The 22,976-nt window shown below is 47.8% G+C and carries 23 protein-coding genes, 1 tRNA gene and 2 pseudogenes; 9 read left to right on the forward strand and 17 right to left on the reverse strand.

Features of this window, described 5'->3' with window-relative positions; all coding sequences use genetic code 11:
- Nucleotides 1-13 precede the first annotated feature (13 nt).
- The 3 genes from DZ54_RS20335 to DZ54_RS20340 all read right to left on the reverse strand — a co-directional run bounded on the left by DZ54_RS20335 (nt 14) and on the right by DZ54_RS20340 (nt 3,575).
- Nucleotides 14-1,303: an IucA/IucC family protein gene (locus DZ54_RS20335; protein ID WP_025673812.1), complete on the reverse strand. Its 1,290-nt coding sequence runs from the start codon at nt 1,301-1,303 to the stop codon at nt 14-16.
- Between the two features lie 112 nt (nt 1,304-1,415).
- Complete coding sequence (locus tag DZ54_RS23425; RefSeq protein WP_051415971.1) at nt 1,416-1,688, reverse strand: TonB-dependent receptor; 273 nt, start codon at nt 1,686-1,688, stop codon at nt 1,416-1,418.
- 6 nt (nt 1,689-1,694) lie between these two features.
- Nucleotides 1,695-3,575 (reverse strand): TonB-dependent receptor, encoded by a 1,881-nt coding sequence (locus DZ54_RS20340; protein WP_051415972.1) that lies wholly within the window; start codon nt 3,573-3,575, stop codon nt 1,695-1,697.
- Between the two features lie 204 nt (nt 3,576-3,779).
- Between DZ54_RS20340 and DZ54_RS23430 the strand changes: the two genes are divergently transcribed.
- Both DZ54_RS23430 and DZ54_RS20345 read left to right on the forward strand, forming a co-directional pair.
- Nucleotides 3,780-4,121 carry a hypothetical protein gene (locus DZ54_RS23430; RefSeq protein ID WP_051415973.1) on the forward strand — a complete coding sequence of 114 codons (342 nt, stop codon included), beginning with the start codon at nt 3,780-3,782 and terminating at the stop codon, nt 4,119-4,121.
- Nucleotides 4,115-5,497, forward strand: coding sequence for an IucA/IucC family protein (locus DZ54_RS20345; RefSeq protein ID WP_051415974.1), 1,383 nt, complete (start codon nt 4,115-4,117; stop codon nt 5,495-5,497). Before DZ54_RS23430 ends, DZ54_RS20345 begins: the two co-directional genes overlap by 7 nt.
- Before the next feature lie 73 nt (nt 5,498-5,570).
- Here the strand turns inward: DZ54_RS20345 and DZ54_RS0108875 are convergent, their stop codons facing one another.
- Complete coding sequence (locus DZ54_RS0108875) at nt 5,571-5,876, reverse strand: DUF496 family protein (RefSeq protein ID WP_025673813.1); 306 nt, start codon at nt 5,874-5,876, stop codon at nt 5,571-5,573.
- 317 nt (nt 5,877-6,193) lie between these two features.
- The gene (locus DZ54_RS0108880; protein WP_025673814.1) at nt 6,194-7,123 is read right to left on the reverse strand and encodes a chemotaxis protein CheV; all 930 of its coding nucleotides are present in this window, start codon (nt 7,121-7,123) and stop codon (nt 6,194-6,196) included.
- A gap of 413 nt (nt 7,124-7,536) precedes the next feature.
- Between DZ54_RS0108880 and DZ54_RS0108885 the strand changes: the two genes are divergently transcribed.
- Nucleotides 7,537-8,481 carry a chemotaxis protein CheV gene (locus DZ54_RS0108885; RefSeq protein WP_025673815.1) on the forward strand — a complete coding sequence of 315 codons (945 nt, stop codon included), beginning with the start codon at nt 7,537-7,539 and terminating at the stop codon, nt 8,479-8,481.
- A gap of 408 nt (nt 8,482-8,889) precedes the next feature.
- Nucleotides 8,890-10,248 carry a hypothetical protein gene (locus DZ54_RS0108890; RefSeq protein WP_025673816.1) on the forward strand — a complete coding sequence of 453 codons (1,359 nt, stop codon included), beginning with the start codon at nt 8,890-8,892 and terminating at the stop codon, nt 10,246-10,248.
- Here the strand turns inward: DZ54_RS0108890 and DZ54_RS23435 are convergent.
- The 4 genes from DZ54_RS23435 to DZ54_RS0108900 all read right to left on the reverse strand — a co-directional run bounded on the left by DZ54_RS23435 (nt 10,245) and on the right by DZ54_RS0108900 (nt 12,758).
- Nucleotides 10,245-10,436 (reverse strand): EAL domain-containing protein, encoded by a 192-nt coding sequence (locus DZ54_RS23435; protein ID WP_051415975.1) that lies wholly within the window; start codon nt 10,434-10,436, stop codon nt 10,245-10,247. The genes DZ54_RS0108890 and DZ54_RS23435 overlap by 4 nt on opposite strands.
- Nucleotides 10,420-11,013, reverse strand: a complete 594-nt coding sequence (locus tag DZ54_RS23440; protein WP_164831569.1) for an EAL domain-containing protein — start codon at nt 11,011-11,013, stop codon at nt 10,420-10,422. Before DZ54_RS23440 ends, DZ54_RS23435 begins: the two co-directional genes overlap by 17 nt.
- A gap of 8 nt (nt 11,014-11,021) precedes the next feature.
- Nucleotides 11,022-12,113 carry a GGDEF domain-containing protein gene (locus tag DZ54_RS23445; protein WP_164831570.1) on the reverse strand — a complete coding sequence of 364 codons (1,092 nt, stop codon included), beginning with the start codon at nt 12,111-12,113 and terminating at the stop codon, nt 11,022-11,024.
- Between the two features lie 129 nt (nt 12,114-12,242).
- Nucleotides 12,243-12,758, reverse strand: a complete 516-nt coding sequence (locus tag DZ54_RS0108900; protein ID WP_025673817.1) for a putative pterin-binding protein — start codon at nt 12,756-12,758, stop codon at nt 12,243-12,245.
- Between the two features lie 234 nt (nt 12,759-12,992).
- On the opposite strand from DZ54_RS0108900, the gene DZ54_RS0108905 reads away from it, so the two are divergent.
- Nucleotides 12,993-14,153, forward strand: a complete 1,161-nt coding sequence (locus tag DZ54_RS0108905) for a trans-sulfuration enzyme family protein (RefSeq protein ID WP_025673818.1) — start codon at nt 12,993-12,995, stop codon at nt 14,151-14,153.
- The gene (locus DZ54_RS0108910) at nt 14,150-15,565 is read left to right on the forward strand and encodes a Na+/H+ antiporter NhaC family protein (protein WP_025673819.1); all 1,416 of its coding nucleotides are present in this window, start codon (nt 14,150-14,152) and stop codon (nt 15,563-15,565) included. The genes DZ54_RS0108905 and DZ54_RS0108910 overlap by 4 nt, the downstream gene beginning before the upstream one ends.
- Before the next feature lie 133 nt (nt 15,566-15,698).
- Here DZ54_RS0108910 and DZ54_RS0108915 read toward each other — a convergent pair whose 3' ends face one another.
- Complete coding sequence (locus DZ54_RS0108915) at nt 15,699-16,079, reverse strand: glutaredoxin family protein (RefSeq protein ID WP_025673820.1); 381 nt, start codon at nt 16,077-16,079, stop codon at nt 15,699-15,701.
- 191 nt (nt 16,080-16,270) lie between these two features.
- Between DZ54_RS0108915 and DZ54_RS0108920 the strand changes: the two genes are divergently transcribed.
- A complete protein-coding gene (locus DZ54_RS0108920) occupies nt 16,271-17,110 on the forward strand; it encodes an isopenicillin N synthase family dioxygenase (RefSeq protein WP_025673821.1) in 840 nt (279 codons plus the stop codon).
- A gap of 69 nt (nt 17,111-17,179) precedes the next feature.
- Here DZ54_RS0108920 and DZ54_RS20355 read toward each other — a convergent pair.
- Nucleotides 17,180-18,198 (reverse strand): annotated as a pseudogene (locus DZ54_RS20355) (ABC transporter substrate-binding protein).
- Between the two features lie 208 nt (nt 18,199-18,406).
- Between DZ54_RS20355 and DZ54_RS0108930 the strand changes: the two are divergent.
- A complete protein-coding gene (locus DZ54_RS0108930; protein ID WP_164831571.1) occupies nt 18,407-19,141 on the forward strand; it encodes a PilZ domain-containing protein in 735 nt (244 codons plus the stop codon).
- 12 nt (nt 19,142-19,153) lie between these two features.
- Here DZ54_RS0108930 and DZ54_RS20360 read toward each other — a convergent pair whose 3' ends face one another.
- Both DZ54_RS20360 and DZ54_RS20365 read right to left on the reverse strand, forming a co-directional pair.
- Complete coding sequence (locus DZ54_RS20360; RefSeq protein WP_037354030.1) at nt 19,154-20,275, reverse strand: PQQ-dependent sugar dehydrogenase; 1,122 nt, start codon at nt 20,273-20,275, stop codon at nt 19,154-19,156.
- Between the two features lie 12 nt (nt 20,276-20,287).
- Complete coding sequence (locus DZ54_RS20365; RefSeq protein ID WP_037354033.1) at nt 20,288-20,527, reverse strand: HP1242/YdcH family protein; 240 nt, start codon at nt 20,525-20,527, stop codon at nt 20,288-20,290.
- A 183-nt stretch (nt 20,528-20,710) separates the two neighbouring features.
- Between DZ54_RS20365 and DZ54_RS0108940 the strand changes: the two genes are divergently transcribed.
- A tRNA-Asn gene (locus DZ54_RS0108940) sits at nt 20,711-20,786 on the forward strand.
- 259 nt (nt 20,787-21,045) lie between these two features.
- Here the strand turns inward: DZ54_RS0108940 and DZ54_RS20370 are convergent.
- The 4 genes and pseudogenes from DZ54_RS20370 to DZ54_RS24120 form a co-directional block, all read right to left on the reverse strand.
- On the reverse strand, nt 21,046-22,122 hold the full coding sequence (locus DZ54_RS20370; protein ID WP_420804847.1) for a peptide ABC transporter substrate-binding protein: 1,077 nt from the start codon (nt 22,120-22,122) through the stop codon (nt 21,046-21,048).
- Nucleotides 22,116-22,451 carry an ABC transporter substrate-binding protein gene (locus tag DZ54_RS25950; RefSeq protein ID WP_240473945.1) on the reverse strand — a complete coding sequence of 112 codons (336 nt, stop codon included), beginning with the start codon at nt 22,449-22,451 and terminating at the stop codon, nt 22,116-22,118. Before DZ54_RS25950 ends, DZ54_RS20370 begins: the two co-directional genes overlap by 7 nt.
- On the reverse strand, nt 22,451-22,651 hold the full coding sequence (locus tag DZ54_RS25955; protein ID WP_240473946.1) for a hypothetical protein: 201 nt from the start codon (nt 22,649-22,651) through the stop codon (nt 22,451-22,453). Before DZ54_RS25955 ends, DZ54_RS25950 begins: the two co-directional genes overlap by 1 nt.
- 169 nt (nt 22,652-22,820) lie before the next feature.
- Nucleotides 22,821-22,976, reverse strand: a pseudogene (locus DZ54_RS24120) (transposase); the annotation flags it as partial.

The following is a 22,976-nucleotide window of genomic DNA, read 5'->3' on the forward strand; positions in this document are numbered from 1 at the left end:
TGCCTTGGCAGTCTCAGTACATCATGGCACAAGGCAAGCCTTGCTCCGTGCGTAGCAAGATATTTTGCTGATGAGCAAGCAATAAAATACCGTAATCACTGCGAGCCAAACACAGTGGATACAGGACATGGTGTAAGAAAGCCGCTAACCAATGGTGTGCGGCTTCGGGCTGTGACCACTGATGATGCTGCGCGGCTTGTGCGATTAACGCGCCAATTTGACTGCCTTGCACATGCGGCTGATTGATACTGGCGAGCAGATGCACATCTTGATCGGCCTGGCGGGAAAAAATATTGTCGCGCAAGCTCACCAAAGGCAGTGATAAGGACTCGCCTTGCGCGGACACAATGGTGCACCAGATCGGTTCTTCGATAAAGGTGGTGGTGGGGGTGCGCTGCTGTAAGGTTTGTCCGGGGCCCGAGTTCAGCATTTTGCTTAGCAATGAACCACGCTTGGCTTCGGTGGCGGTCAATAGCCGTACTGAGTTAGTGAGCTTGACAGGCAGTGAGACTTTTAACATCCACGGATGGTCGGGATGATAAATGGCGCGTGACGATGAGGTGGCCAACCAGCCGCTACTGGTCAAGGCTAAATCAATCACGCTGTCTTTCAGTGTCTTTGCGTCATTACTATCACGCCACGCCTGCGCTTGTAACGGGTGCATGGGCAAGGGGAGCCAGCCTTGCGGCAAATTGGCCGCATGGGTTAAGCCCACGCTATCCACAAACAATGCCTGCAAGGTGTCGAGCACATCGTGATTTACCCCTTCGCCTGTCCATTGTCCCGGCGCCACGGCAAACCATTCAATCGCAAATGACTGCGCAAATTCGGGTAAATACGCCTCTTGCTGTTCAGGCGTCAGCGGTTCATTGCTCTTTGGAGCCGGGTGCATGCTATGCCCGCCGGTCAGAGACTGTTCCGATTCGATAAAACGCTGTGGCCAGCGGTCGTCGAACCTGTGTTGCCAGTGTGCTTCAGCTCTCTGCACATAGGCGTCAGATTGGCTTACACGCGATGCAAAGCGGTCGAGATGCTCGCCACTGACTTCAGGTACCGATTCTGCAATGCGATGGACCGCATCGGCAAAGGTCGTGGGTGTGACATCTCCCTCGTCAGATTGCCACAATATGTCACCTTGATAGCGATGACGCCCAGCTGCTGAGGTGTAGGTGAGAGGTAGTAGCAGTGAACCGTATTGGCACGGAAAACAGGCATGATCGGGCTGACCCTTTATCACATGCGTATGCGGATGTTCGACAAATAACGCATTGAAAAACGCATTCAAACTTAGAGGGTGTGTCATGACAACTCCTTACAGACACGGGCTTACTGGGGCAGTGTTCTCGTGCAAAGACGGGTTAAACACATTAGGAGAAAAGGCGCCCAGCGAGGGCTGGGCGCGAATGGTAATACGACTAGAACGTGGCGCTGTAGCTTAAGCTAAAGGTGCGGCCAACGCCGGCGTAGTCAAACATTTTAGGGCTAGCAAGGCCGTTATAGACTTTCTGAGCCTTTTGGCTCCAAATGGTTTGGTAGTCTTTATCAAACAGGTTTTGGATACCGAAGTTAAGTTGGCCCACCGGCAAGGTGTAGTACCCATTGAGGCCGACAAGCTCATAGCCTTCGAGTCTATCGCCATCTTCGTCAGACAGATTGCCAACGTGCTGTAGGTTGAGCTCTGTGCCCAATCGAAGTTATCGTAACCCACTGCCGCCATCGCGGTAGAGGCTGGCATTGTAGATACTCAGCTCATCCCAACTTCCATTATTTTTGATTTCGCTTTGCACGAGGTGGCCCTTTGCACGGCTATACCACGTATCGGTCAAGTAGTACTTGATCTGTCCTTCAATGCCGTAAATACGCTGTTTATCGCTATCTAACGTGACATCGAGATCGCTGTTGTATTTGTAAGACTTATCCGAAATCGAGTAGTAGGCGGCGACTTGTGCATTGTAATCTTGTTGCTGAGTTCGCCAGCCCAGCTCAAAGGAGTTGGTTTTTACCCCATCCAATTCGGTGTTTTGAACACTCACGCTATTGGTGAGGGTGCCACCTGAATACTTGCCTTTTCCGTAGAATTTTCCTGGGTCCGGCATATTAAAGCCTTGGCTAAAGTTAGCCCAAACTTGTTGGTTCTCTGTCAGGTCATACTTGAGCCCCGCATTCGCGAGCCAAATATCCTTGTCCGTAGTGCCGCCTGGGATGGCATCCGCATTTGGCAATACGCCGAGCAGAATATAAGCCTGCCGGGTAAAGCCGATAAAGTCACTGCCTTTGTATTTAGTGTACTGGTAGCGCAATCCGGCAAAGGCATTTAGCTTCTCGTTAACGGCCCAATCTGCTTGAGCAAATACGCCGGCATTTTGAGTGTCAAAGTCAGGATAACGACCGATCGTACCCTTTTTCTCAAACTCTAAGCCATGACTTGTAGCACTGGTTGTTGAATCATAGACGTATTGCTTGGCGCGGAACTCTTCCTTGCTGTAATCCAACCCGTAGCTAAGTGTGAGGTTATGCCAGTCTTTCTCCAGTAAGACTTTTAAGCCATAAACATCGTTGCTTTGCTCTGAGCCGCTAAATAAGCCGTTGCGTGGAAATGGGAAATAGCCGAACGTTTCTTCCCGATAATAGGCTTGCGCGAGCAAGGCATGATTTAGCACATTTGCATGGCTATATTGGGTGTTGAGCATCAAACGTTCAGTGAATGGCTGTTCATCAAGTTTGAGTCCTTTACGGCGCTCAACGTCACTTTTTAAATCGGTAGTATCTTCAAACCAGACCCCGTAGTCACTGTCTTGCTGACTATCATAGTATTGCGCGGTTAGGGAAAGATGCTGTTCGTCATCTGGGCGGTAATCTACGCTGCCCATCACATCGATGCTGTCATTGAATTGGGTATCGGTTTGAGTCACATCGGGCAGGATAGGGTCGCCATTGCCGTCGTAGGCGGCGCCTTTGCCTTCATACGCCACTGACAAGCGCCCTTGCAAGGTCTCACTACCGCCGGATACCGCAACCGCGGCTTTCTTGGTGAGATCGTCACTGTTATTAAACCCAGTGGTGACGCCTGTCTGGACCTCTAACTGTGCATCGCCAGCGTCACCTCGTTTGGTGATGATATTGATAATACCGCCGGTTGCACCCGCGCCATAAATCGAGGTTGCTCCCGACAGTACCTCAACACGAGCAACATTAAAGGGGTCGATACTGTCAAGTTGGCGGCTGATGGTTCGAGCGGCATTCAGAGCCACGCCATCAATCATGATCTGCGCGCTGCGGCCACGTAGATTCTGTGAGGCATTGGTGCGTGCGTTGGTGCTGCCAAAGTCAAAGCTTGGGATCAATTTACCTAATGCACCTTTTAACGATTCACCGCCTTGAATTTCACGCGTTAATTCTTCATTTGTGATCACCCAGTTAGTGCTGGCGGAATCGGCGATGGTGGTTTGAATTTTACTGCCGGTCACAATGATGGTTTCGGTATTCGCCGCAGAAGGCGCGGCATGGGCGAGATGGGCGCTGATCACGAACGCCAGTGGCGAAAGTGAGAAGCGGACTGCTTGTTTGGTGTTCATAATTATCCTTATTCGTCACAACGCTGCAGGGTAAGGTGAGGCTGCGTCCCTGCAGTACATCTGAGTCACTACCTTTGTCCAATATCAAATGATAATGGATATCATTATGATTATTGATCTTTGCTCCTTATGTCAATACATTGATAACTGAATTGCCACATTTCACCTAATTTGGTGAAAAATAACGCATAAAGGACATAAGAAATGCAGGGGAATTATTGGCAAGCTGCCAATCAGAAACTGCTCGCCAAAGCGATCAGTGAGCTTCATTTTGAAAATGCCATTACCGTTGATCCCTTTGAAGGGCGACAGTTTAGGTTGGCGCTACCCGATGCAGAGTGGCTGTTTTCTGGCACCATGAGTATTTGGGGCATGGTGATCGTGGATATCGGCAGTGTGTCACGTGATGACAATCAACAGCCTGCGCTTATTTCGCTGGTGATGGATTTACAACCTGTGATCAAGATGGACCTCTGCACCTCGGTGGCTTTATCGAAGAGCTACAGGCAACCCTCGCCGCCGAGCAGCAGCATCTTGCGATGTTAGATGCGATGCCAGCCGATAAGTTGGTGGCGCTATCAGAAACCGATCGTCAGCCTTATTTGGATGCCCATCCCAAGTTCCTTGCCAATAAAGGCCGTTTAGGGTGGGGAAAGCTAGAGAGTCAGCAGTATGCGCCTGAATACGGGAATGCTTTTGTCTTGCATTACATTGCAGTACATCGAGAATGTGCGCAACATGGCTTTCGTGACGGGCTGGATCAGGCCGTGTTGCTTACCGATACGCTATCGCCAGCCTCTTATGATGCGCTCATGACACGGTTACCGACGGATAAGCATGGTGATTATCTCATTATGGCGGTGCATCCGTGGCAGATGCAGCGTTATATTTATAGCCAGTATGCATCGTTACTGGCCTCTGGTGAAATGATTGATTTGGGTACTTGTGCGGAGCTGTGGCAACCACAACAGTCGATTCGTACGTTAAGTCGTGTGGATAACCAAGGAAAATACGACGTCAAAACCGCTTTGACTATTCTCAATACCTCTTGCTATCGCGGCGTGCCTGGCAACTTCATTGCTCATGGGCCCGTGCTTTCAAAATGGCTCTCAGCGTGTGTGAGTCAGGATGAGTTATTGTCGCGCCTTGGTATGTATGTGCAACAAGAAGTCGCAGGTGTGTACTGCCCGCAGCCTTATCAATCGCAGATAGATAGCTGTTACAAATATCACGAAATGTTGGGATGTGTCTGGCGTGAACGCGCGGAAAGTCTGCTGCTATCAAATCAGCGACCCATGAGTATGGCGACCTTGATGCAAGCGGGAGGTGATGGTGTGAGTTGTGTCGAAGCCCTGGTTGCGCGTACGTCGTTGACCGCCACCGAGTGGCTGCAGCGTTTGTTCGACCATGTCGTTGTCCCCCTGTATCACTTGCTGTGCCAATATGGGATTGGGCTCGTCGCCCATGGACAAAACATTACCGTGGTGCTTGAGGAGGATGTGCCAGTGGGCTGTATGATCAAGGATTTCCACGGTGATTTACGCTTTGTCGATCAACCGTTTCCAGAACTAGAGAACTTGGATCAAAATGTGCGGGAGGCGATAAAACACTTGCCTCCACACTATCTGGTTCACGACCTGTACACGGGACATTTCGTGACGACGTTACGTTTTATTTCGCCATGGTTTGTGTCGCTTAGAATTAGCGAAGCTGAGTTCTATCGCCAGTTAGCTGACACCCTTCGTGTGTATCAGCAAGCACATCCTGAGCTGAGCGAACGATTTAGTTTGTTTGATGTGCTGAGTGAGCGAAAAGAGAAAATCTGCATCAACCGTGTGCGGTTTAACATTGGCTACGATGATGGCAATGAGCGGCCACTACCGATGTTTGGTGAACCTATCGCCAACCCTCTTGCTATATAAAAAACCGCCTTTTTGGCAGGATATAAAAAACCCGCCGTTTAGCGGGTTTCTTTTCGTCGGTTAAGCAACGGGATTATTTTCCGCTTTTGCTTTGCTTGGTTAGGTCTTTAATGGTGCGGCTGATTTCGCGACGTTGCTTGGAAATCTCCGCGTTTTTGATGATGTGATCATCGACGCGGTCTTCGTAATCACCTTTCATATTCTTGATGATTTCAACGATCTCTTCATACGACATTTCGGGTTGGATGTAGTCCAACAAGTTCTCGAGCAAGACAACACGTTTTTGGTTGTCACGGATTTTTTTGTCGTTGTCTTGGATTTCGCGTTTTAGCTTGTTCTTTTGTCGAGAGTGCTTAACGATCTCGTATACGCTGGTCATCATAGTCGCCTTCTATTTTTTGAAGTATGAAAAAATTAAACCACAAGCGTGGCAGCAAACCCAGCCTTTTTCCGCTTGAAGTGGGGAGTTTTTGGTCACTTGAGTCGCCGAGAGGGTAAGAGCAGCGTCAGTATGAATCTTGGTATTGAGATACCTAGGGCGCACACCTTTTCAACCATCGTTTCTTCAACCATCCTACACCTCGGTGAATTTGTTTGATGGTGGCAAAGATAGCAGGCTGGTATTGACAGTGTTATGACTCATATCAATCCCAGCCATTGCCTGTTCGATAGATCTACATCGCTTGTTCGATCGACCTAATAGTCGGTTGGGCTACCTTCTAATTTAACCGATGAGCCAGAGGTTTTCATCATCGCGCCGCGCAACATGGCTTGAACCAGCTCAGTGGCGTCAAATTTAGTCAGTGCTTCATGGGCACCGACTTGTTTAGCACGATCAACACTGATGTCACTGGACAACGAGGTATGCAAGATTAAGTAAGCTTCTGCCAATTTATCATCGTTGCGGATTTCAAATGCTAACTCGTAACCATCGATGCCTGGCATCTCAATATCACTGACAATAATGTCAAATGGCTTGCCAGCGGATGCGGCGTTTTTCATCATCTGCAGCGCTTCAAGGCCGTTGTTGGTCACAAAGTAGGGAATGTTAATGCTATCTAACGCCTCTGAAAGCTGCCTTCTGGCGGTTAACGAATCATCAACCAGTAGAATATTCATCGGCTTGAGCTTCTCACGATCCACGTCGGCCAAGATAGGGTGCAACTTGTCGGGATCAGAGGGGAAAATATGCTCCATGATGTATTCCACATCAAGCAGCTGCACTAGTTTGTCGTCGATATGCATCACACCGGTTAAGAACGCACGTGTGCCCAACGTTTCAGGTGGTTCAGAAATAGACCGCCAATCACATTCGCTGATCTTATCGATGCCACGCACCAAAAAACCCATCACGCGGCGTTGGCAGTCCGTCACGATAATATAGCAGGACTCCCACTCAGACTTGTCAATAGGCTTGTAGCCAATGGCTTTAGCCATATCAATCACGGGGGTGGCGATGCCACGGAAACTGGTGGTCCCTATCACCGTTGGATGAGAGCCAGGTAAATCCGTGAGCGGCTGAAAAGGAGTGATCTCCCGCACTTTAAGCGTACCAATCGCAAAGGATTGGGTGGCGGTGAGGCGGAACATCAACATACCTTGTGCTTGATTAGCTTTGCTCTTCATAGCATCACTCTGCGTGTAATCGTCAATCGTTTAGTAATGGTAACAGTCTTATCATTGTTCACCTATTCTTATACAAGGATAGGGGGTGAACTGGAGAAATATACAAGTTTCTTCCCAGATTGTCTCATATTTGAAACTTATTGATAGTCCTATTTAAACGTGGTGTCAGCCACGCTTTTGCCTAGCATCTTTTGTTAAAATATGGGACTAAAACGGGTAAGCTGATAGGCGTCAGGTGCACCTATAGGGGCAAATAGGTTGCCTGTCGCCATATCTTACCTAAAATAAGACTAGACTTTTTTTTGTCTCGGTGCCCAGAGCACAACAGAAAAGTCGTTAACAGCGGCACGTCGATAAGCAAATACGTGTCCGGATACATGCGAATGAGCAGTAACACGACGGTTGAGTGAACTATGACCAATATTTTAGATTCGGTAGATTCGCGGACACGGCTGGTGGGTGAGAACCGCCTTGAGCTATTAATGTTTTATCTGGGTGCTAACCAACCTTTTGCTATCAACGTTTTTAAAGTCCGCGAAGTGATCAAGGTGCCAAAGCTTAGCCAAATGCCGGGCTCTCATGCAAATATTCGCGGGGTTGCAATGATCCGCGGTAAGTCGATTCCGGTGATTGACTTGCGCCAATCGATTGGGATGGGATCCATTGGGATGTCTGATGAATGTAACGTCATCGTGACCGAGTACAATCGTACTATCCAAGCCTTCTTGGTTGGTCAGGTGATTAATATCAAGAACATGGGCTGGGATGAAATCATGGAGCCACCGGCGAGCTCAGGACGCAATAATTACCTCACAGCGATTACCCGGCAAGATTTTGATGGGCAGCCCCGATTAGTTGAAATTGTCGACGTGGAAAAAATACTGGCAGAGATTGTCGCCTATGAAGTCGGTGTATCAGAGGATGTGCTTGACCCGCAACTAACGCCTTATATGGCTGGTCAGCGCGTATTAGTCGTGGATGACTCATCGACGGCACGTGCTCAGGTGAGTGAAACACTGTCGCAATTTGGGGTGGAATGCATCATGAAAAAGAATGGTGCGGAGGCACTAAGGTTGCTAAAAGGGTGGTGTGATGAAGGTAAGAATGTCAGCGACGAAATATTGTTGTTGATTACTGATGCCGAAATGCCAGAAATGGACGGCTACAAACTCACCCACGAGATACGATCAGATAGTCGAATGAGTGATCTCTATATTGCATTAAACACCTCTTTGAGTGGTAGTTTTAATGAAGCGATGGTTGAAAAAGTAGGGTGTAACCAATTTATTTCTAAGTTTCAGCCTGACTTACTGGTGACTGTGGTGCAAGAGCGTCTGCGCCAAATCGTGTCGAGTTAGCGCGTATTAAGGCGCCATGAACGGAAAAAGAGCGAGCTTGGGCTCGCTCTTTTTTTGCCTGGCCCGCAGGTTGCTGAGCGCAAAAATGCATACTATATCTGGTGATCGTTGAACTACATTTAGCGTATCGTGAATAAAGTTATCTACCGTATCTGTGGATAACCCCGTTAATTTCTTTGTAAGCGATAGTAACAGTCCAGGCAAGAGCCGGAAGCCAACCCTATTGATACAGATTGGCTATAAATTAACCACTCGGTTTGAGCGGATAACAAGGTTTTTAAACAGTGCCTGAGTAAATGTGCGATACTCGCGGCAACAACGCGATGCGTCGTTTTTGTCCAAAAGTAACCTGGTAATCAAACAAGATCGACGTGGCGCACAGATAGTGGTGTTTACAGGAGAGTCGTCGTGATCACAGTAGACAAACATGAGGGGCTGTCCGTTAGGGTCGCCGTGCTCAATGAGGAAGTGAGCGCCCAAGAAGTGGCGTTTTACCTTTTTGTTCCCGGTGAACTGAAGTTTGGTAAACATGTACTGTCTGAAGACGACTTTTACCACCGCGTGCTTACCAACAGTCGCACGTACTTTACGTCGCGTTATCACTTACCGTTGGTCCATGCGCGTTTAGCTAGCCGCGATAAACTCCCCACTGAGCAATACCGTGTCAGCCTGAGCCTTTATGCGTATCAATACGCACTGTCGCTAGAAAAGGCGACCCATGACTTTTTTGAGTCGGTTTCAGAACTTGATGATGCCGATGCCCTCGAGCAGCTACAAGATACCATCGAAATGGCGGTTGAAATATTGCGCCGTTTACGCCGTTACAAACCACAAAATATCAAGCTGCTCAAGTACTACCACAACATTGATAACTACTTGTCTTGGTTAACGGAACAACGCTTCCTGTCATTACTCGCACATATGCCGCGTGGTAACGTGTATAAAACGGCCCGCCAGCAATTGATTGAGCTATGCCAGGCCGAAGAAGCGCATCGACTGGTTAATCGCTATAATTCGGATAAGGCGGTTCGCGACCCAACGCGTATGGTCAACAAAATGCGTTTAGCTCGCCGATTGATCGAGTTTCCTGTCACGATTCGACAAGTGCCACAAGCGCTGGGCAATAATCTGAATAAGCTTGCCAAGGCCTCAGCAACGGCGTTTGTGATGCTCTTTGTGACGACGGTGATCATTAAGGCGCGTCAGTACCTGGGTGAAATTACGTTGTCTTTTGTGTTAGCGATGGCAGGGATCTATGCGTTACGTGAGATTTTTAAAGACGATTTGCGTGAAGCACTGTGGCGGTGGATTCGCCGGGGGCGACCTAAATGGCGTAAACGCTTTATTGACCCGACGTCGAACCGAGAAATTGGACGACAACTTGAGTGGCTTGATTACCTTGACTTTAGTACCTTGCCCGATGAGGTGAAAAAGCTACGCCGCGGTAAATTGCGCCAGCGAGAAGAAGCGGTTGTACGGCTTAAGGTAAAAACACAGCTAGAAATGACCCGTTTTTTATCGGGTTACGACACGACCCGAGATGTGTGGAAATTTGATTTTCGCTCTTTTTCTCGGTTAATGGACCGTGGTAGCCAGCGTTTGTACCGCCTTAATGATGGACAAGTTTTAAAAGACTCGGTAGAAAAGCGGCACCAATTTAATCTGATCAGCTGCCAACGGATAAAAGGACAGCCAACCGTGTATCAGCGCTGGAAAATCACGGTAAATCGATCAAAAGTGGTTGATATTGAAGAAGTATTTGATTAATCGTTAGAGAGTAAGACGTTCTTTTGGTTAAGATGCTCGATACAAAACGCATAAAAGTCTATTGCCGATAGGGGCTTGGCAAAGAAATATCCCTGAAATTCATCCACCCCCATTTGCTGGAGGCTAATTAACTGCTCCCTGGTTTCAACCCCTTCGGCTACCACATGGATCTTAAGTTGATGCGCCATGTGGCAAATGGTATCTACGAGCACTTGCTGCCGTGGCGTGTTTGCCATCCCAGTGAACAAATGAACGATCGATTTTTACTTTGTCGAAGCTTAAATGATTGAGTACTGCCATGGATGACCAGCCAGTGCCAAAGTCGTCAAGCGCGATGCGGATCCCCACATCGCGCAGTTGGTTCATTAAGAGACTGAGGCGGCCCATATCATCGAGTGTCATGGTTTCTGTTATTTCAAAAATGAGTTGTTTGCGCTGCTCAGGGTGCTTGGCAAAAATACTAATGACATCAGCGATCAATGACTCATTGAAAAATGAATCGGAAAGGTTAACCGCAACGTCAATGTGAGTGTTGATACTTTGCCATTCTGTATTGAGCGCTTGATGGACTTGTTGCAATATCCACGCGCCTAAGCGCTGTCCGAGCCCTGATTCTTCGGCAACAGTTACAATGATCTCTGGATTAATGGAACCGTATTCAGGGTGATGCCAGCGAACTAAAGCCTCGCAACCTAATCGATTGGGATCCGCTGATACAATAGGCTGAAATACTGTATACAGTTTGTCCTGATAAGGGTCGGCCAAGTGTGCCTTCAACTCATCGCGGAGCCTACGACGTTGTTGCGCTTCTTGTTCATACTGTGTTTTAAAAGTGTCAATACTGTCTTTTGTGACCGGGGCTTGCTTGGCCTCATTAAGGCAAGATCAGCGTTATTAAGCAATTGATTCGCTAACTGCCAGTGATTGCGCACCGAGTGAGCGTCAATATCAAGGCTTTTTGCAATGCCTATCGCCAAGGATAATCGATGGCCTGGGTAGACACTATCAATGGCATGACGCAGTGAGTCACACAAAGGCTGAGTGAAAAAACTGAGATGACGCCCATCAGAGTAAGCGAGCACCGCAAACTCATTGCTACTAATACGCGCACATGGATAGCCATAGGGTAAACAAATGTTGTTTAACTGATTGGCGAGCTTCATTAATGCCGTATCTCCTTGCTCATATCCCATCAAATCATTGATATCTTTAAAACGACGGATATCGATCAGGATCAGGGTATGTATGAGATTTCTCTGGGCAGCGTTATACAGGCAGTCCAGAAGATAGTTGCGGTTTGGTAGCCCGGTGAGGCGATCTTGCCACGCCAGTTCTTGTTGTTTGCTGCTGTTGCGATATAGGCGAAACGCGAAATAGATCAGCACTAATGTGAGTATAAACATCGCGGTGTACATGACTTTGATTTGTTGATCGAGAAATGCGCGCTGCTCGATAGCAGCAGGGCCGGTGAAGTTATTCACCATCAGATTACGGATTTGGGGGAGCACAATGTCCATTTCATTGAGCAATGCTTGAAGTTGAGCGCGATTTTCGTTTAAAACGGCCTGTTCATGTCGCTGAATGAGCCGGAAAGCGCGCTGAACGATAGGTTGCGCATTGAAAGCGCGTCGCATTGCTGCCGTTTCTCTGCTACTCAAAAAAGTATCGTAGCGACTCCATAAAATATCATAGGCAAGCAGCAGTGACTGTGTATTACTTGAATCATCGGCAAGATAAAGCGCTAAATCGTTTCGAAATTTGAGGGTTTCTAATTCCATTTGCGCGAGGGCCCAGGCTGACAATTGGGTATGAAGTGTTTGTTTGCTATAGGCCTGATGAAACTGATAAAGCGCCGTCGCGGTCATTAGTAGCGCCGTGAATACAAAAATAACAAAAGCGATAAGGGGGCGCTTGACCATTTTGCTCTGTACCTCAAGTGGTGCTCTCAGCCATTTTTTCGTTTAATCGTCCCGTTTAATAAAGTCGCGTAGACGCTACTCTTTCAACACTTCAATACGGTTGACTTGCCATGCCATCCGGCTGTGCAGCACTTCATTATCAAGCTGATTAAATGCCGAGAGCGGATAAATTACCCAAATAGGCCCTTTGTCACGAATCCGCATCCAGTCGCCATTCTTTTTAATGGCGAAGATTGGATTATATTTGTTGATATCGTCGGTGGGAATGACCGCCCAATAGTCATTCAGTGCATAGGCCTTAAGGCTATGTGCGGGTTTATTGAGGGTTTCTAATAGCTTTTGGGCAGACACGCCGAGAAAAACTTGTTCTTCCTCGGTCCATGGCGTTTGTGTTTTGATTGTGCGATCAGCAAGCTGAATGAGTTGTGTGCGGGTGAACGTTTGTTTGGTCACGTCACCGGATACTGTCAGCATCGTCCTCGCTTCAACACGTCCTCCCAGTAGTACCAGAAATATTGCAGCTAACAAAGCAACATGTAGGGTCCGGTTTTCATGAGATCTTGTTATTGCAGCAATATCGATGGTTGCCATGTCGAACCTTCCTTATTCTGTCATTTCTTAAAGCTAGCTTGAGCGAGCCGCTTCCTCAAGAAAGTGCGGATAAATCGTTAGGATATGATTCGTTATGACATAGAATTTATTAGAATATAATTCTGCTAATAGTCCAGTGAGTGTGGGCATTATCATGGTATTTTAGTTTTTATCCGCAATAATGACTTATACTTGCCGTTTTTGCGATTTTTTATCTCAATAAAGAGCCTGATCATGAGAAATCCGCATTTTTCTACCCTCGCTGTGCACGGTGGGGATCAAACCGATAAAGGTCATCATGCTGCGTTCCCGCCTATTTATACCGCTAGCAGCTTTGTCCAGTCAGATTTAAGCCACCAGGCAGATTATGGCTATTCACGTGTTGCCAATCCAACAAGACACGCGTACGAGACCGCATTGGCAGCATTAGAGCAAGGTACCTATGCGACGGCGACGGCATCTGGCATGGCAGCCACGGCGTTGGCGTTAGAGCTTCTGCCGGCAGGATCGCATATTATTGCGATGCGTGGTGTGTATGGAGGAACCCATCGTTTGTTTGACAAACTTCGTGCCAGCAATAATGGGTTAAGCGTGGATTATGTCGACTTGAACGATCTTGACGCGGTGGCGGCAGCTCTAAAACCTAATACTGCCATGGTGTGGATTGAAACCCCAACTAATCCTCTGTTGGAACTGGTTGATATTATTGCAACTTGTCAATTTGCACGCCAACACGATCTATTAACCTGTGTGGACAACACCTTTGCGACGGCATGGAATCAAACGCCACTGAGCTTGGGTGCAGATATCGTGATGTTATCGACCAGTAAATATATTGGGGGTCACTCCGATATGATTGGGGGCGCACTCATTACGGCGGATGAAGGGTTAGCGAAAAAAATTGATTTTGCCAAAACGACCGTGGGGGCGATCGCCTCCCCGTTTGATGCCTACCTTGCCTTACGTGGGTTAAAAACCCTCGACCTTCGTATGCAGCGTCAGTGCGACAACGCGTTAAACATGGCGACTGCATTGGAAAATCATCCGGCCATTGATGCGGTCTTTTATCCGAGGTTGCCGTCACACCCGCAATATGCGCTCTGCGAAGCACAAATGCGCTCAGGGGGAGCTGTGGTCACCATTCAGTTAAAAGGAACACGGGCCGACAGCGAGCGATTTTTAAGTCGTTTACGTTATTTTATCCTGGCTGAGTCGCTCGGTGGCGTGGAGAGTATGATCAATCACTCTGCTTCGATGTCTCATGGCTCCATGAGCGAAGAAGCGCGCAAGGCGATGGGTGTATTTGATACCACGTTCCGCTTATCAGTGGGGATTGAGGACAGTCGCGATCTGATTGATGATTTACTGCAGGCGCTCGATCAGGAGGCATCATGACTGATTATGGCATCTGGACCGTGGTGACGCCGCTTGTCACCATTGTGCTCGCCGTGGTCACGCGCCAAGTGATTTTATCCTTGTTGGCTGGTGCCATGGTCGGTTACACCGTCATTGCTAACTTTAACCCTCTTGCGGGGATTGCTAAGGCGCTGGATAGTTATATCGGCGTGTTCGCCAGTGCGGGCAACACGCGCACAATTCTATTCTGTTTTATGGTGGGCGGCTTAATTCGTCTGATCCAAGTAACAGGCGGCACGCGGGCGGTGATTCATGCGCTTACCGAGCGTGCTCAGTTAGTGAAAAACCCGATTGCGGTGCAACTGCTGGCCATGGTAACCACCATGCTGATTTTTATTGAAAGCTCTATTTCAATCATGTCAGCGGGGACCGTGAGTCGTGATTTAGCTGATCATTATCGAGTATCACGCGAGAAGTTGGCGTATGTGATCCAATCATCCTGTGTTGCAACTTGTTCAAGTGTGATGATCAATGGTTGGGGCGCCGCGATGATGGCTATTATTGGTGTACAAGTGAGTAAAGGGTATATCGAGGGTGAGCCCTTCACTATTTTACTGCATGCCATCCCTTACAACTTAATGGCTTGGCTCTCTTTGCTGGCGGTACTGTTTTACGTATTCACCGGCGCGAGCTGGGGGCCGATGGCAAAAGCGGACAAACGCGCCGCGGCGGGGCAAGTATTACGAGACGGTGCCTTTCCGATTGCCGGCGATCATCAGCGAGACGATGAACCTCTGGGAAAGGTGAGTTATTTTGTTCTGCCTCTATTGACGACCATTTTAATGGTGCCTGTGGGGCTGTTCGTTACCGGTAACGGTGATATTGCGTCTGGTTCAGGCTCTACCGCTGTTTTTTGGGCGGTGATGGCAGGGACCGCGGTCGCAATGGCTTTCTTTATCGGAGCACGGGTCTTGTCGCTGGATGACTTTTTCCGTCACCTTTTAGCAGGATACGCCAATATGATGCCACTTGGCGCGATTATGTCTCTGGCATTTTTGATGGGCGATTTATCGGCTGATCTGCACACTGGGCAATACATTACCCAGGTGATTGATGGCATTCTCCCTGCGGGATTATCAGCGGCCTTTGTGTTTGTGATTGCAGCCATTATGTCGCTAGCGACAGGTACCTCATGGGGCACCTTTGCGATCATGATCCCGATAGGTATTCAGATTGGTGCCGCAACCGGTATTGACCCTCACTTGATGATAGGCGCTTCGATTTCAGGCGCGATCTTTGGCGATATGACTTCGCCGATCAGTGATACCGGGATTGTCTCGTCTATGTCGACGGGCAATGACCATGTTGATCATATTCGTACCCAGTTTCCTTATGTCATCGTGGTGGGTGCGATTAGCACGATTGCTTTTGCGGTTTTAGGGACTATTTAGGTAAAAAACGCTGCCCAAGCGACAAGCAAGGGCAGTCCAACAATGCCCGAATAGCAGAGGTAAATGTATCGGGCAACAAGGGCAAGCGAAGGAGTTTTGTCACTAATAAGATAGACACTCATATGTGTATTGTCTAATTACTTTCCATTATAACCGATGTTTGCTGATTCAAGTAGGCTATAATGTCGTCAGATTCATACATCCAGCTCGCTTCTCCGCTATCATCCTCGATACGTAAGCACGGCACCTTAATGCGGCCACCACCTTGTTCAAGCGCTTGCCTTGCAGCCAAATCACGTTTGGCATCTTTGGTTGCTAAAGGGAGCCCTAATTTACGACTCGCCTGACGGACCTTGACACAAAACGGACACGCGGCAAATTGATAAAGCGTGAATTTATCTGACAACTGATCAAGCGCTTGCATTTGTTCTGCACTCAATTGGGGAGACTTAGGTTTGGTTAAGGCCTCGACAACGAGAATAATTTTTCCAAGGATCCAACGAATAACGCCCATATAACCTCCATGCGTTTAATGAAGCCAGAGTGTAACACGCCAAACACGTTTGCTCATTGTTAACATATTGTTCCTGTGTGGAAATAAAGTGTTTCCTTCTGCGTACAGAATCGCGTTGTGCCTACCGATCTCGCTGTTAGACTATGAGGGCGACAACCTCACGATAAAAAGCAAACGATTACGAGTACTCTATGATACTGCAAGCTATTGACTTTCAAGCACCGAATGCAGAGCAAGCATTTGTTGAATCTTTACGTGAAACAGGCTTTGGCGTTCTTAAAAACCATCCGCTACAACAGCAGCTAGTGGCGGATATTTACCAAGAATGGGAAGGCTTTTTTAACACCGAGGAAAAGCACGATTTTACCTTTAAGTCAGATACGCAAGATGGCTTTTTCCCCGCTAAAATTGCTGAAACGGCGAAAGGCCACACCAAGCGCGATTTAAAAGAGTTTTTCCACTATTACCCTTGGGGGCAGTGTCCTTCGTCCCTACGTGACAATCTGCAATCTTATTACCAACAAGCGACCAGCTTGGCCGAAACCTTGTTGTCATGGGTTGAGCGTCAATCGCCGGACAGCGTCAGTGAGCATTATTCACAATCACTTTCTAGCATGATTGCAGGGAGTGAGCAGACCTTGTTACGCATATTACATTACCCGCCGTTAAACGGTGAGGAAGAGCTAGGTGCCATCCGGGCCGCTGCGCACGAGGATATTAACTTACTCACTATCCTTCCGGCGGCGAATGAGCCTGGTCTGCAAGTGAAAGCGAAAGATGGCAGTTGGTTAGATGTGCCATGTGATTTCGGCAATTTGATCGTGAATATTGGCGATATGTTACAAGAAGCCTCTCAAGGGTATTTTCCGTCTACGACCCATAGGGTGATTAACCCTGAAGGGGCGGATAAAACCAAAGCGCGTATTTCGCTGCCGTTGTTTTTACATCCGAAACCTGAGGTTGTTCTCTCTTCTCGCCACACCGCCAACAGTTATCTGATGGAACGTTTGCGTGAACTGGGCGTGATTTGATCTTTAGCCTCAACGCTGTTGAGGTTAGGCATCGCCTCGACAGCGTCTTGCTATTTAACGAATTTCCGATTATTGAAGTGCTTTTTCAATACGTTGGGCGGTTTCTTCATTGACCCATTGATGCCATAAATCACCATAACGGCGGAGAAACTCATCAGCCGCGATTTCTCCATCGGCTTGATACGTATCCATCCATGCCAGCATGTCACTCATCACTTGATTATCATATTCACGCCCCGAAATGTAATTAAACGCAGCCGGTGCGTCTTCGGCAAACGAGGAGGTGGTCAAGGAATGAACCGGTGAAACTGGAAATGCGGTCACTTTAGGATTTTGGCATTCGGCTTGGGTGATGCAATTTTTATAATGATCGAGATCGACATCGGCACCCAAGTCGACTTCGACCATATCATATTTTCCCATCACCGGCGTGGGTGCCCAATAATAACCAAACCAAGGTTTTTCTCGGTCATTTACGCTCGCGCGATGGTGCCTGCTAGACCGGCGGCTGAGCCTGGATCAATGATCTCAAACCCGGCGTCTTCAAGCTCAAGCGCATCGAAAATATGCTTTGCTGAGATCTGACATGTCCAACCGGCAGGGCAGCCCATAAAAGCTGCTTTGTCGGGATCTTCTGGATGCGGGAAAAGCTCGGGGTGAGCTTTGATACCGTCTATGGTTGCTAACTCAGGATGGGCATCGACCATATACTTAGGCACCCAAAACCCTTCATTCCCGCCTTGCGAAAAGGCATTGCCTGCATAACGTAATCGTCCTTCTTGTACCCCTTTATCTAACATGACTTTATGTGAATTAGTCCAAAATTCGGGTGCAATATCAGGCTGGCCCTTTTCAGTCATCGACACCCCCGTTGGCATGGTGTCTCCGGGCACTAAAGACGTATCGCAACCATAGCCATGCTCGAGAATAAACTGATCAACATGGGCCATCAATGTGGCAGAGTTCCAGTTCATATCAGCGATGGTGACATCCCCACAGGTAGTATCACTACTGGCAGCGACGGAATAACTGTAAACAATCAATGAACAGAGTATGAAGGAGCGAAGGGATGGTTTTAGCAGAGCCATAACGTATCCTTAATAATGACGAGCGCTAATGATTAGCGAAAACGTATCATGTGTCGAAAACACGATCTATTACTGTTGAGTGCTCAATCATTGTGTCGAATGCCGAATGAGCTAATCTAGAGTATAGTTAAATTGGATAGGCTAGTTTAGCAATAAAAGCGAGTGTGGATAATTTAGATAAGGAACGGTCATGCCACGTCAGGAGCAAATGAAGGCGATTGAAAAAAATCAGGAGGCAGTGACTCTAGCTGCGACACAAGCAATGTTAAGACTAGGAAGCGCAGCCTTGGTTCGTGTCCATATCCAAACGCCGATGAAAGCGTTATTCCGATTTAATGCATTGTTAATGGGAGGAGATGGAAAGCGTTATTGTTATATACAACTCCCTGCTTTATCGGTTCAGCAGAAAGGGCAATACTTTCATCCGGGTTACTATCTGCAACTTCATGGTGTTGCGCCTGATGGCGCACTTGTGCGGTTTGGTGGAAAAATTGAAAACATCCTGGAGGGGCCTCATACGCTATTATGTATTGAAGTCAACCAAGAAAAGGCGAGTGCAACACCGTTGCGACAAGATAAGCGTTTTCCGGTGCAGTTGTCAGCGTCTTTTGTTGTGGATAATACGCCTTCTGTCCGTGTTATGATAAATGATATCTCTGTCGGGGGATGCCTCTTTACTTATCCCTCTGCGTCGAGCGAAGTCATTACCAAGCAGCGAGCAACACTCGAGTTACATGGCATAGCTTCCGATCAAGATCTATCGATGTCGGGTTATATTATTAGCCATAGAAAACAAGGTCAGACTCATTCTTGTGGGTTTCAGTTTGACGATCGCAGTAAATCACGTAGTGCGTGGTTGATCGCGAATCTCGACTTTGACGGCGAACGGTTTTGTTTGTCAGTTCCTAATAATGACGGTGAGTTAACAGGCAGTATTTCTTAATCGAACATTGTTTTATAGTGAAAGGGTGAGTCTGAGTAAACTGCCGTTTCTTCTGTCGGTTAGCAACAAGATACTGCCATCGTTTGCTTGGATGACATCGCGAATACGGCCAAACTGGCCATCTAGCATGCGCTCTTCGTGAATGACTTCACCCTGATTGAGTTCTAGCCGTACCAAGCGGCCAAACTTTAATGAACCGAGCAGCAAATCACCCTGCCACATTGGAAACTGCGTGCTATCAACCATGATCATCCCTGAAGGCGCAATGGATGGGTCCCAGTAATAGACAGGTTGACGCATTCCGGTTTTGGCTGTTCCTTCTCCAATTTGTGTACCGAGCCCATAATTGACCCCATAGGTGACAGTGGGCCAGCCATAGTTCCCTCCCGATTCAATAATATTTAGCTCGTCGCCTCCTTGTGGGCCATGTTCATGTGTCCAAATGCGCGTTCCATTATTATCAAGCGCGATCCCCTGAGTATTACGATGGCCGTAACTAAAGACCTCTGGTTGTTCAGTGGATGTATTGGTGAAGGGGTTGGTGTCAGGCACGCTACCATCGTGATTCAGTCTCACCAGGGTGCCTAGGTGATCTTCAGTAAATTGCGCGCGCTCACGATGTCCGCGGTCGCCGAGAGTGATGAATAGGTGTTGATCGGTGACGAGCAGGCGGCTGCCAAAGTGACGGCCACCACCGCGCTTGGGAAGAGCGCTGAAGATCACTTTGCTATCGATAAGCACATCTTTTGAAAGCGTCGCCATCACCACTTCGGTGCCGGCTTGTCCACGTTCATCCGCCGCCGCATAGGAGAGATAGATACGACGGGTTGATGTGAAGTCATGCGCGAGGGCAATATCTAACAAGCCCCCTTGGCCTTCTTGAAACACGGTTTTGGGTGTGCCTAATATCGACACCACTAAGCCATTCGGTGTTAAGCGCTTGAGTTGGCCGTTACGCTCGGTGATCAATATGTCGCCCCCCGGCAGTTCAACATACCCCAGGGACTGCGCAAACCCAGATTTTACCGTTTCAATGTGAAGATCTGTTGCGTCCGTTTGTCGTGTTTCGGCTTGTGTCACACTCATGCCAATGAGCATGCACAATAGCCAAACTACCGGATACAAAGTGCGCATGAGTTGCTCCTTTCAATGAGTCAGCAATTTTTGATATAAGCGGTCCTTCAGATGGGCACGCTGCTTCTTCATTGCGATAAACACATCATCGCTAGTGGGGATTTGATTCATTTCTAACCCGCGAATATGGTGATCCAGCTGATGATAGCGTTGCGCATCAAGTTGAAAATCAGAATCGTGTTGCTTGAGGTGATGAATACGGTCTCGGTGCTCTGGAAATTCAAAGACAAGCGCGTGGTTTTCTCCTTGCATGTTGCCTCCAATTATTCGCCCAACTATGAGTAAGAATAGGCTGGTTGGGGGTATCTATCCATGTTTTACCGATAAATGCTCTCTTTTTAGCCACTCAACCTCACGGTGGCGGGATTTTCATAAAAAAGGGTTGCACTGAGATAATGGATTGCCTATCATCTCGCTCGTTGTCGCAAAGACGATTCCCCCATAGTTCAGTTGGTAGAACGGCGGACTGTTAATCCGTATGTCACTGGTTCGAGTCCAGTTGGGGGAGCCAAATATAGAGAAAGCGCTAGCCGAAAGGCTGGCGTTTTTTTGTTTATATCAAGGATACGCCCAGAGAAGCCAAGTGCACCTCGACATACTGACAGTTCCGCTGCGCGGAATATGTCACTGGGCTAGGCGCCCCCGTTGAGTCCAGTTGGGGGAGCCAAATTTAGAGAAAGACGCTGGCCGAAAGGTTGGCGTTTTTTTATTTTTAGCGCATAGAATAAAACGCCACACTGCTTTGCGTGGCGTTTGTACCTCTACACCCCTTAGTTTTGGGTAATATATAGGTTACGGGTATAACGTAACTCATTCGGGTTCTCTATGTTATAACCGCCCACTTTAGGGCTTTTAATCACACTACGGGTGTAGAAGTAAAGCGGAATGGCGGGCATATCGCGGGCAAAAATACGCTCGGCTTCTTGATAGTAATCGTTGCGTTTTTCCGGATCAACGACCGTCAGTGCTTGATCCAACGCGTGATCATAATCCTTATTGCCCCAACTGGTTTTATTCATCCCATCACTACTAAAATAGCTTAAAAACGTCGACGCTTCGTTATAGTCGCCAATCCAACCGTCCCGCGCGACATCGAAATCTTTTTGTAGCACTTTTTGTAAGAAGGTTTTCCACTCTTGGTTGGCCAAGTTGACATCGACCGGAAGATGGCGCTTCCACATAGAGGTTACTGCCAGGGCCAGTTTTTTGTGGGACTCCATGGTGTTGTAAACTAGCTCAAATTCCAGCGGATTGTCTTGCGTGAACCCCGCTTCCGCCAATAAGGTTTTGGCTTTTTGGTAACGCGCATCTTGGCTCATTTCCGCCCATTCAAGTTTGGGTGCCTCAAAGTGGTTAATCGCTGGTGGGGTAGCGCCATACGCAGGAATTTGGCCTTGGCCGAGAATAATATCGGTGATGATGTTTCTATCAATGGCATAGGACAGGGCTTTGCGCACTCTGACATCGTTAAAAGGGGCCTTTTCGGTATTAAATAAGTAATAATAGGTTGCCAAAGACGGCATGGTGATCAATTCATCCGGGCGCTCTTTTTTGATTTGATCATACGCTTCCAAAGGGAAGCTCGAAGTGATATCGATCTCGCCAGTACGATAACGGTTATATTCAGCATTGACATTACTTGATGCAACATACGAAGTCTTATTAATCACTGTTTCTTTATCGTTCCAATAAAGCGGATTTCGCTCAAGATCAATGCGCTCATTAATGACCCAGTTAGTGAGATTATAGGCACCCGAGTTCACCATATTGGTGGGGCGGGTCCAGCTGTCACCAAACGCTTCAAGCGCATGCTGTGGTACTGGATACGTTGATGAGTGAGTCAGCATATTGGGGAAGTAAGGCGTACGACGTTCCAGGGTAAACTCAACCGTGTGATCGTCAATGGCTTTAACCCCAAGTTGCTCTGCTGGCTTTTCGCGTCAGTGATCGCTTTTGCGTTCTTAATGTTGGCGGTCCCTAAATACCAAGCGTAAGGCGCACCCGTAACAGGATCGACCACGCGTCGTAAGGTAAAGATAACGTCGTCAGCCGTTATAGGCTCACCGTCTGACCATTTTGCATCACGCAGATGAAACGTATATTTCAATCCATCGTCACTGATTTCCCAGTCTTTCGCCAGACCGGGCACAACCTCGCCTTCTGGGTTGCGAATCATTAACCTTCAAATAAATCAGAGATGATTTTGTTGCTGGCCGAGTCACTGGATTTGGTCGGATCCAATGTCGGCACTTCACCGGCGACCCCCCAAATAAGGGTTTGATCATCCGCCAACGTGACATTATCGGGTACTTGAGCCGCAAACGCTGAGCCGCATAATGTTAACGCCATGGCACTGGCGAGTACGTTGATTTTCATAAGCCTTCCTTGGTTGAGTGTTTTGTTAATAAATCTTAACAATCAATAGATTAACCCTAATTGCTGGCTAAATAAAACCTGGATGAAAGAAATATGACGTACGTAGACGACAGCAATAAAAAGGTGACACCTTTCTAGGGCGTGTTGATCTTTTCTGTACACATTTTATTCAGCAATACATCGGCAGCCACATTATAGTAAACGCCAGTGATACCATACTGGCGTAATTTCTTGCTAACTTATCATATCTCGTTGATATTGCTCGGAAGTGCTTAATCCTCAGCGAAAGCATTCTCAACTAAATGTCGATACTTATAGAGACACC

Origin of the sequence: Salinivibrio socompensis S35, assembly GCF_000513715.1 — a bacterium.
GTDB classification, from domain to species: domain Bacteria; phylum Pseudomonadota; class Gammaproteobacteria; order Enterobacterales; family Vibrionaceae; genus Salinivibrio; species Salinivibrio socompensis.

Excerpts from the sequence above, each read along its gene's own strand:
- DZ54_RS0108875 (WP_025673813.1), bottom strand. The coding sequence starts at position 5,876 with ATGACCAGCGTATACGAGATCGTTAAGCACTCTCGACAAAAGAACAAG.
- DZ54_RS23435 (WP_051415975.1), bottom strand. The coding sequence starts at position 10,436 with ATGGCGCATCAACTTAAGATCCATGTGGTAGCCGAAGGGGTTGAAACC.
- DZ54_RS20365 (WP_037354033.1), bottom strand. The coding sequence starts at position 20,527 with ATGCAAGGAGAAAACCACGCGCTTGTCTTTGAATTTCCAGAGCACCGA.
- DZ54_RS20370 (WP_420804847.1), bottom strand. The coding sequence starts at position 22,122 with ATGCTGACTCACTCATCAACGTATCCAGTACCACAGCATGCGCTTGAA.
- DZ54_RS0108900 (WP_025673817.1), bottom strand. The coding sequence starts at position 12,758 with ATGGCAACCATCGATATTGCTGCAATAACAAGATCTCATGAAAACCGG.
- DZ54_RS25950 (WP_240473945.1), bottom strand. The coding sequence starts at position 22,451 with ATGATTCGCAACCCAGAAGGCGAGGTTGTGCCCGGTCTGGCGAAAGAC.
- DZ54_RS0108910 (WP_025673819.1), top strand. The coding sequence starts at position 14,150 with ATGACTGATTATGGCATCTGGACCGTGGTGACGCCGCTTGTCACCATT.
- DZ54_RS20345 (WP_051415974.1), top strand. The coding sequence starts at position 4,115 with ATGTTAGATGCGATGCCAGCCGATAAGTTGGTGGCGCTATCAGAAACC.
- DZ54_RS20340 (WP_051415972.1), bottom strand. The coding sequence starts at position 3,575 with ATGAACACCAAACAAGCAGTCCGCTTCTCACTTTCGCCACTGGCGTTC.
- DZ54_RS0108905 (WP_025673818.1), top strand. The coding sequence starts at position 12,993 with ATGAGAAATCCGCATTTTTCTACCCTCGCTGTGCACGGTGGGGATCAA.
- DZ54_RS0108880 (WP_025673814.1), bottom strand. The coding sequence starts at position 7,123 with ATGAAGAGCAAAGCTAATCAAGCACAAGGTATGTTGATGTTCCGCCTC.
- DZ54_RS23445 (WP_164831570.1), bottom strand. The coding sequence starts at position 12,113 with ATGACCGCGACGGCGCTTTATCAGTTTCATCAGGCCTATAGCAAACAA.
- DZ54_RS20360 (WP_037354030.1), bottom strand. The coding sequence starts at position 20,275 with ATGCGCACTTTGTATCCGGTAGTTTGGCTATTGTGCATGCTCATTGGC.
- DZ54_RS0108915 (WP_025673820.1), bottom strand. The coding sequence starts at position 16,079 with ATGGGCGTTATTCGTTGGATCCTTGGAAAAATTATTCTCGTTGTCGAG.
- DZ54_RS0108885 (WP_025673815.1), top strand. The coding sequence starts at position 7,537 with ATGACCAATATTTTAGATTCGGTAGATTCGCGGACACGGCTGGTGGGT.
- DZ54_RS0108930 (WP_164831571.1), top strand. The coding sequence starts at position 18,407 with ATGAAGGCGATTGAAAAAAATCAGGAGGCAGTGACTCTAGCTGCGACA.
- DZ54_RS0108920 (WP_025673821.1), top strand. The coding sequence starts at position 16,271 with ATGATACTGCAAGCTATTGACTTTCAAGCACCGAATGCAGAGCAAGCA.
- DZ54_RS25955 (WP_240473946.1), bottom strand. The coding sequence starts at position 22,651 with ATGAAAATCAACGTACTCGCCAGTGCCATGGCGTTAACATTATGCGGC.
- DZ54_RS20335 (WP_025673812.1), bottom strand. The coding sequence starts at position 1,303 with ATGACACACCCTCTAAGTTTGAATGCGTTTTTCAATGCGTTATTTGTC.
- DZ54_RS23430 (WP_051415973.1), top strand. The coding sequence starts at position 3,780 with ATGCAGGGGAATTATTGGCAAGCTGCCAATCAGAAACTGCTCGCCAAA.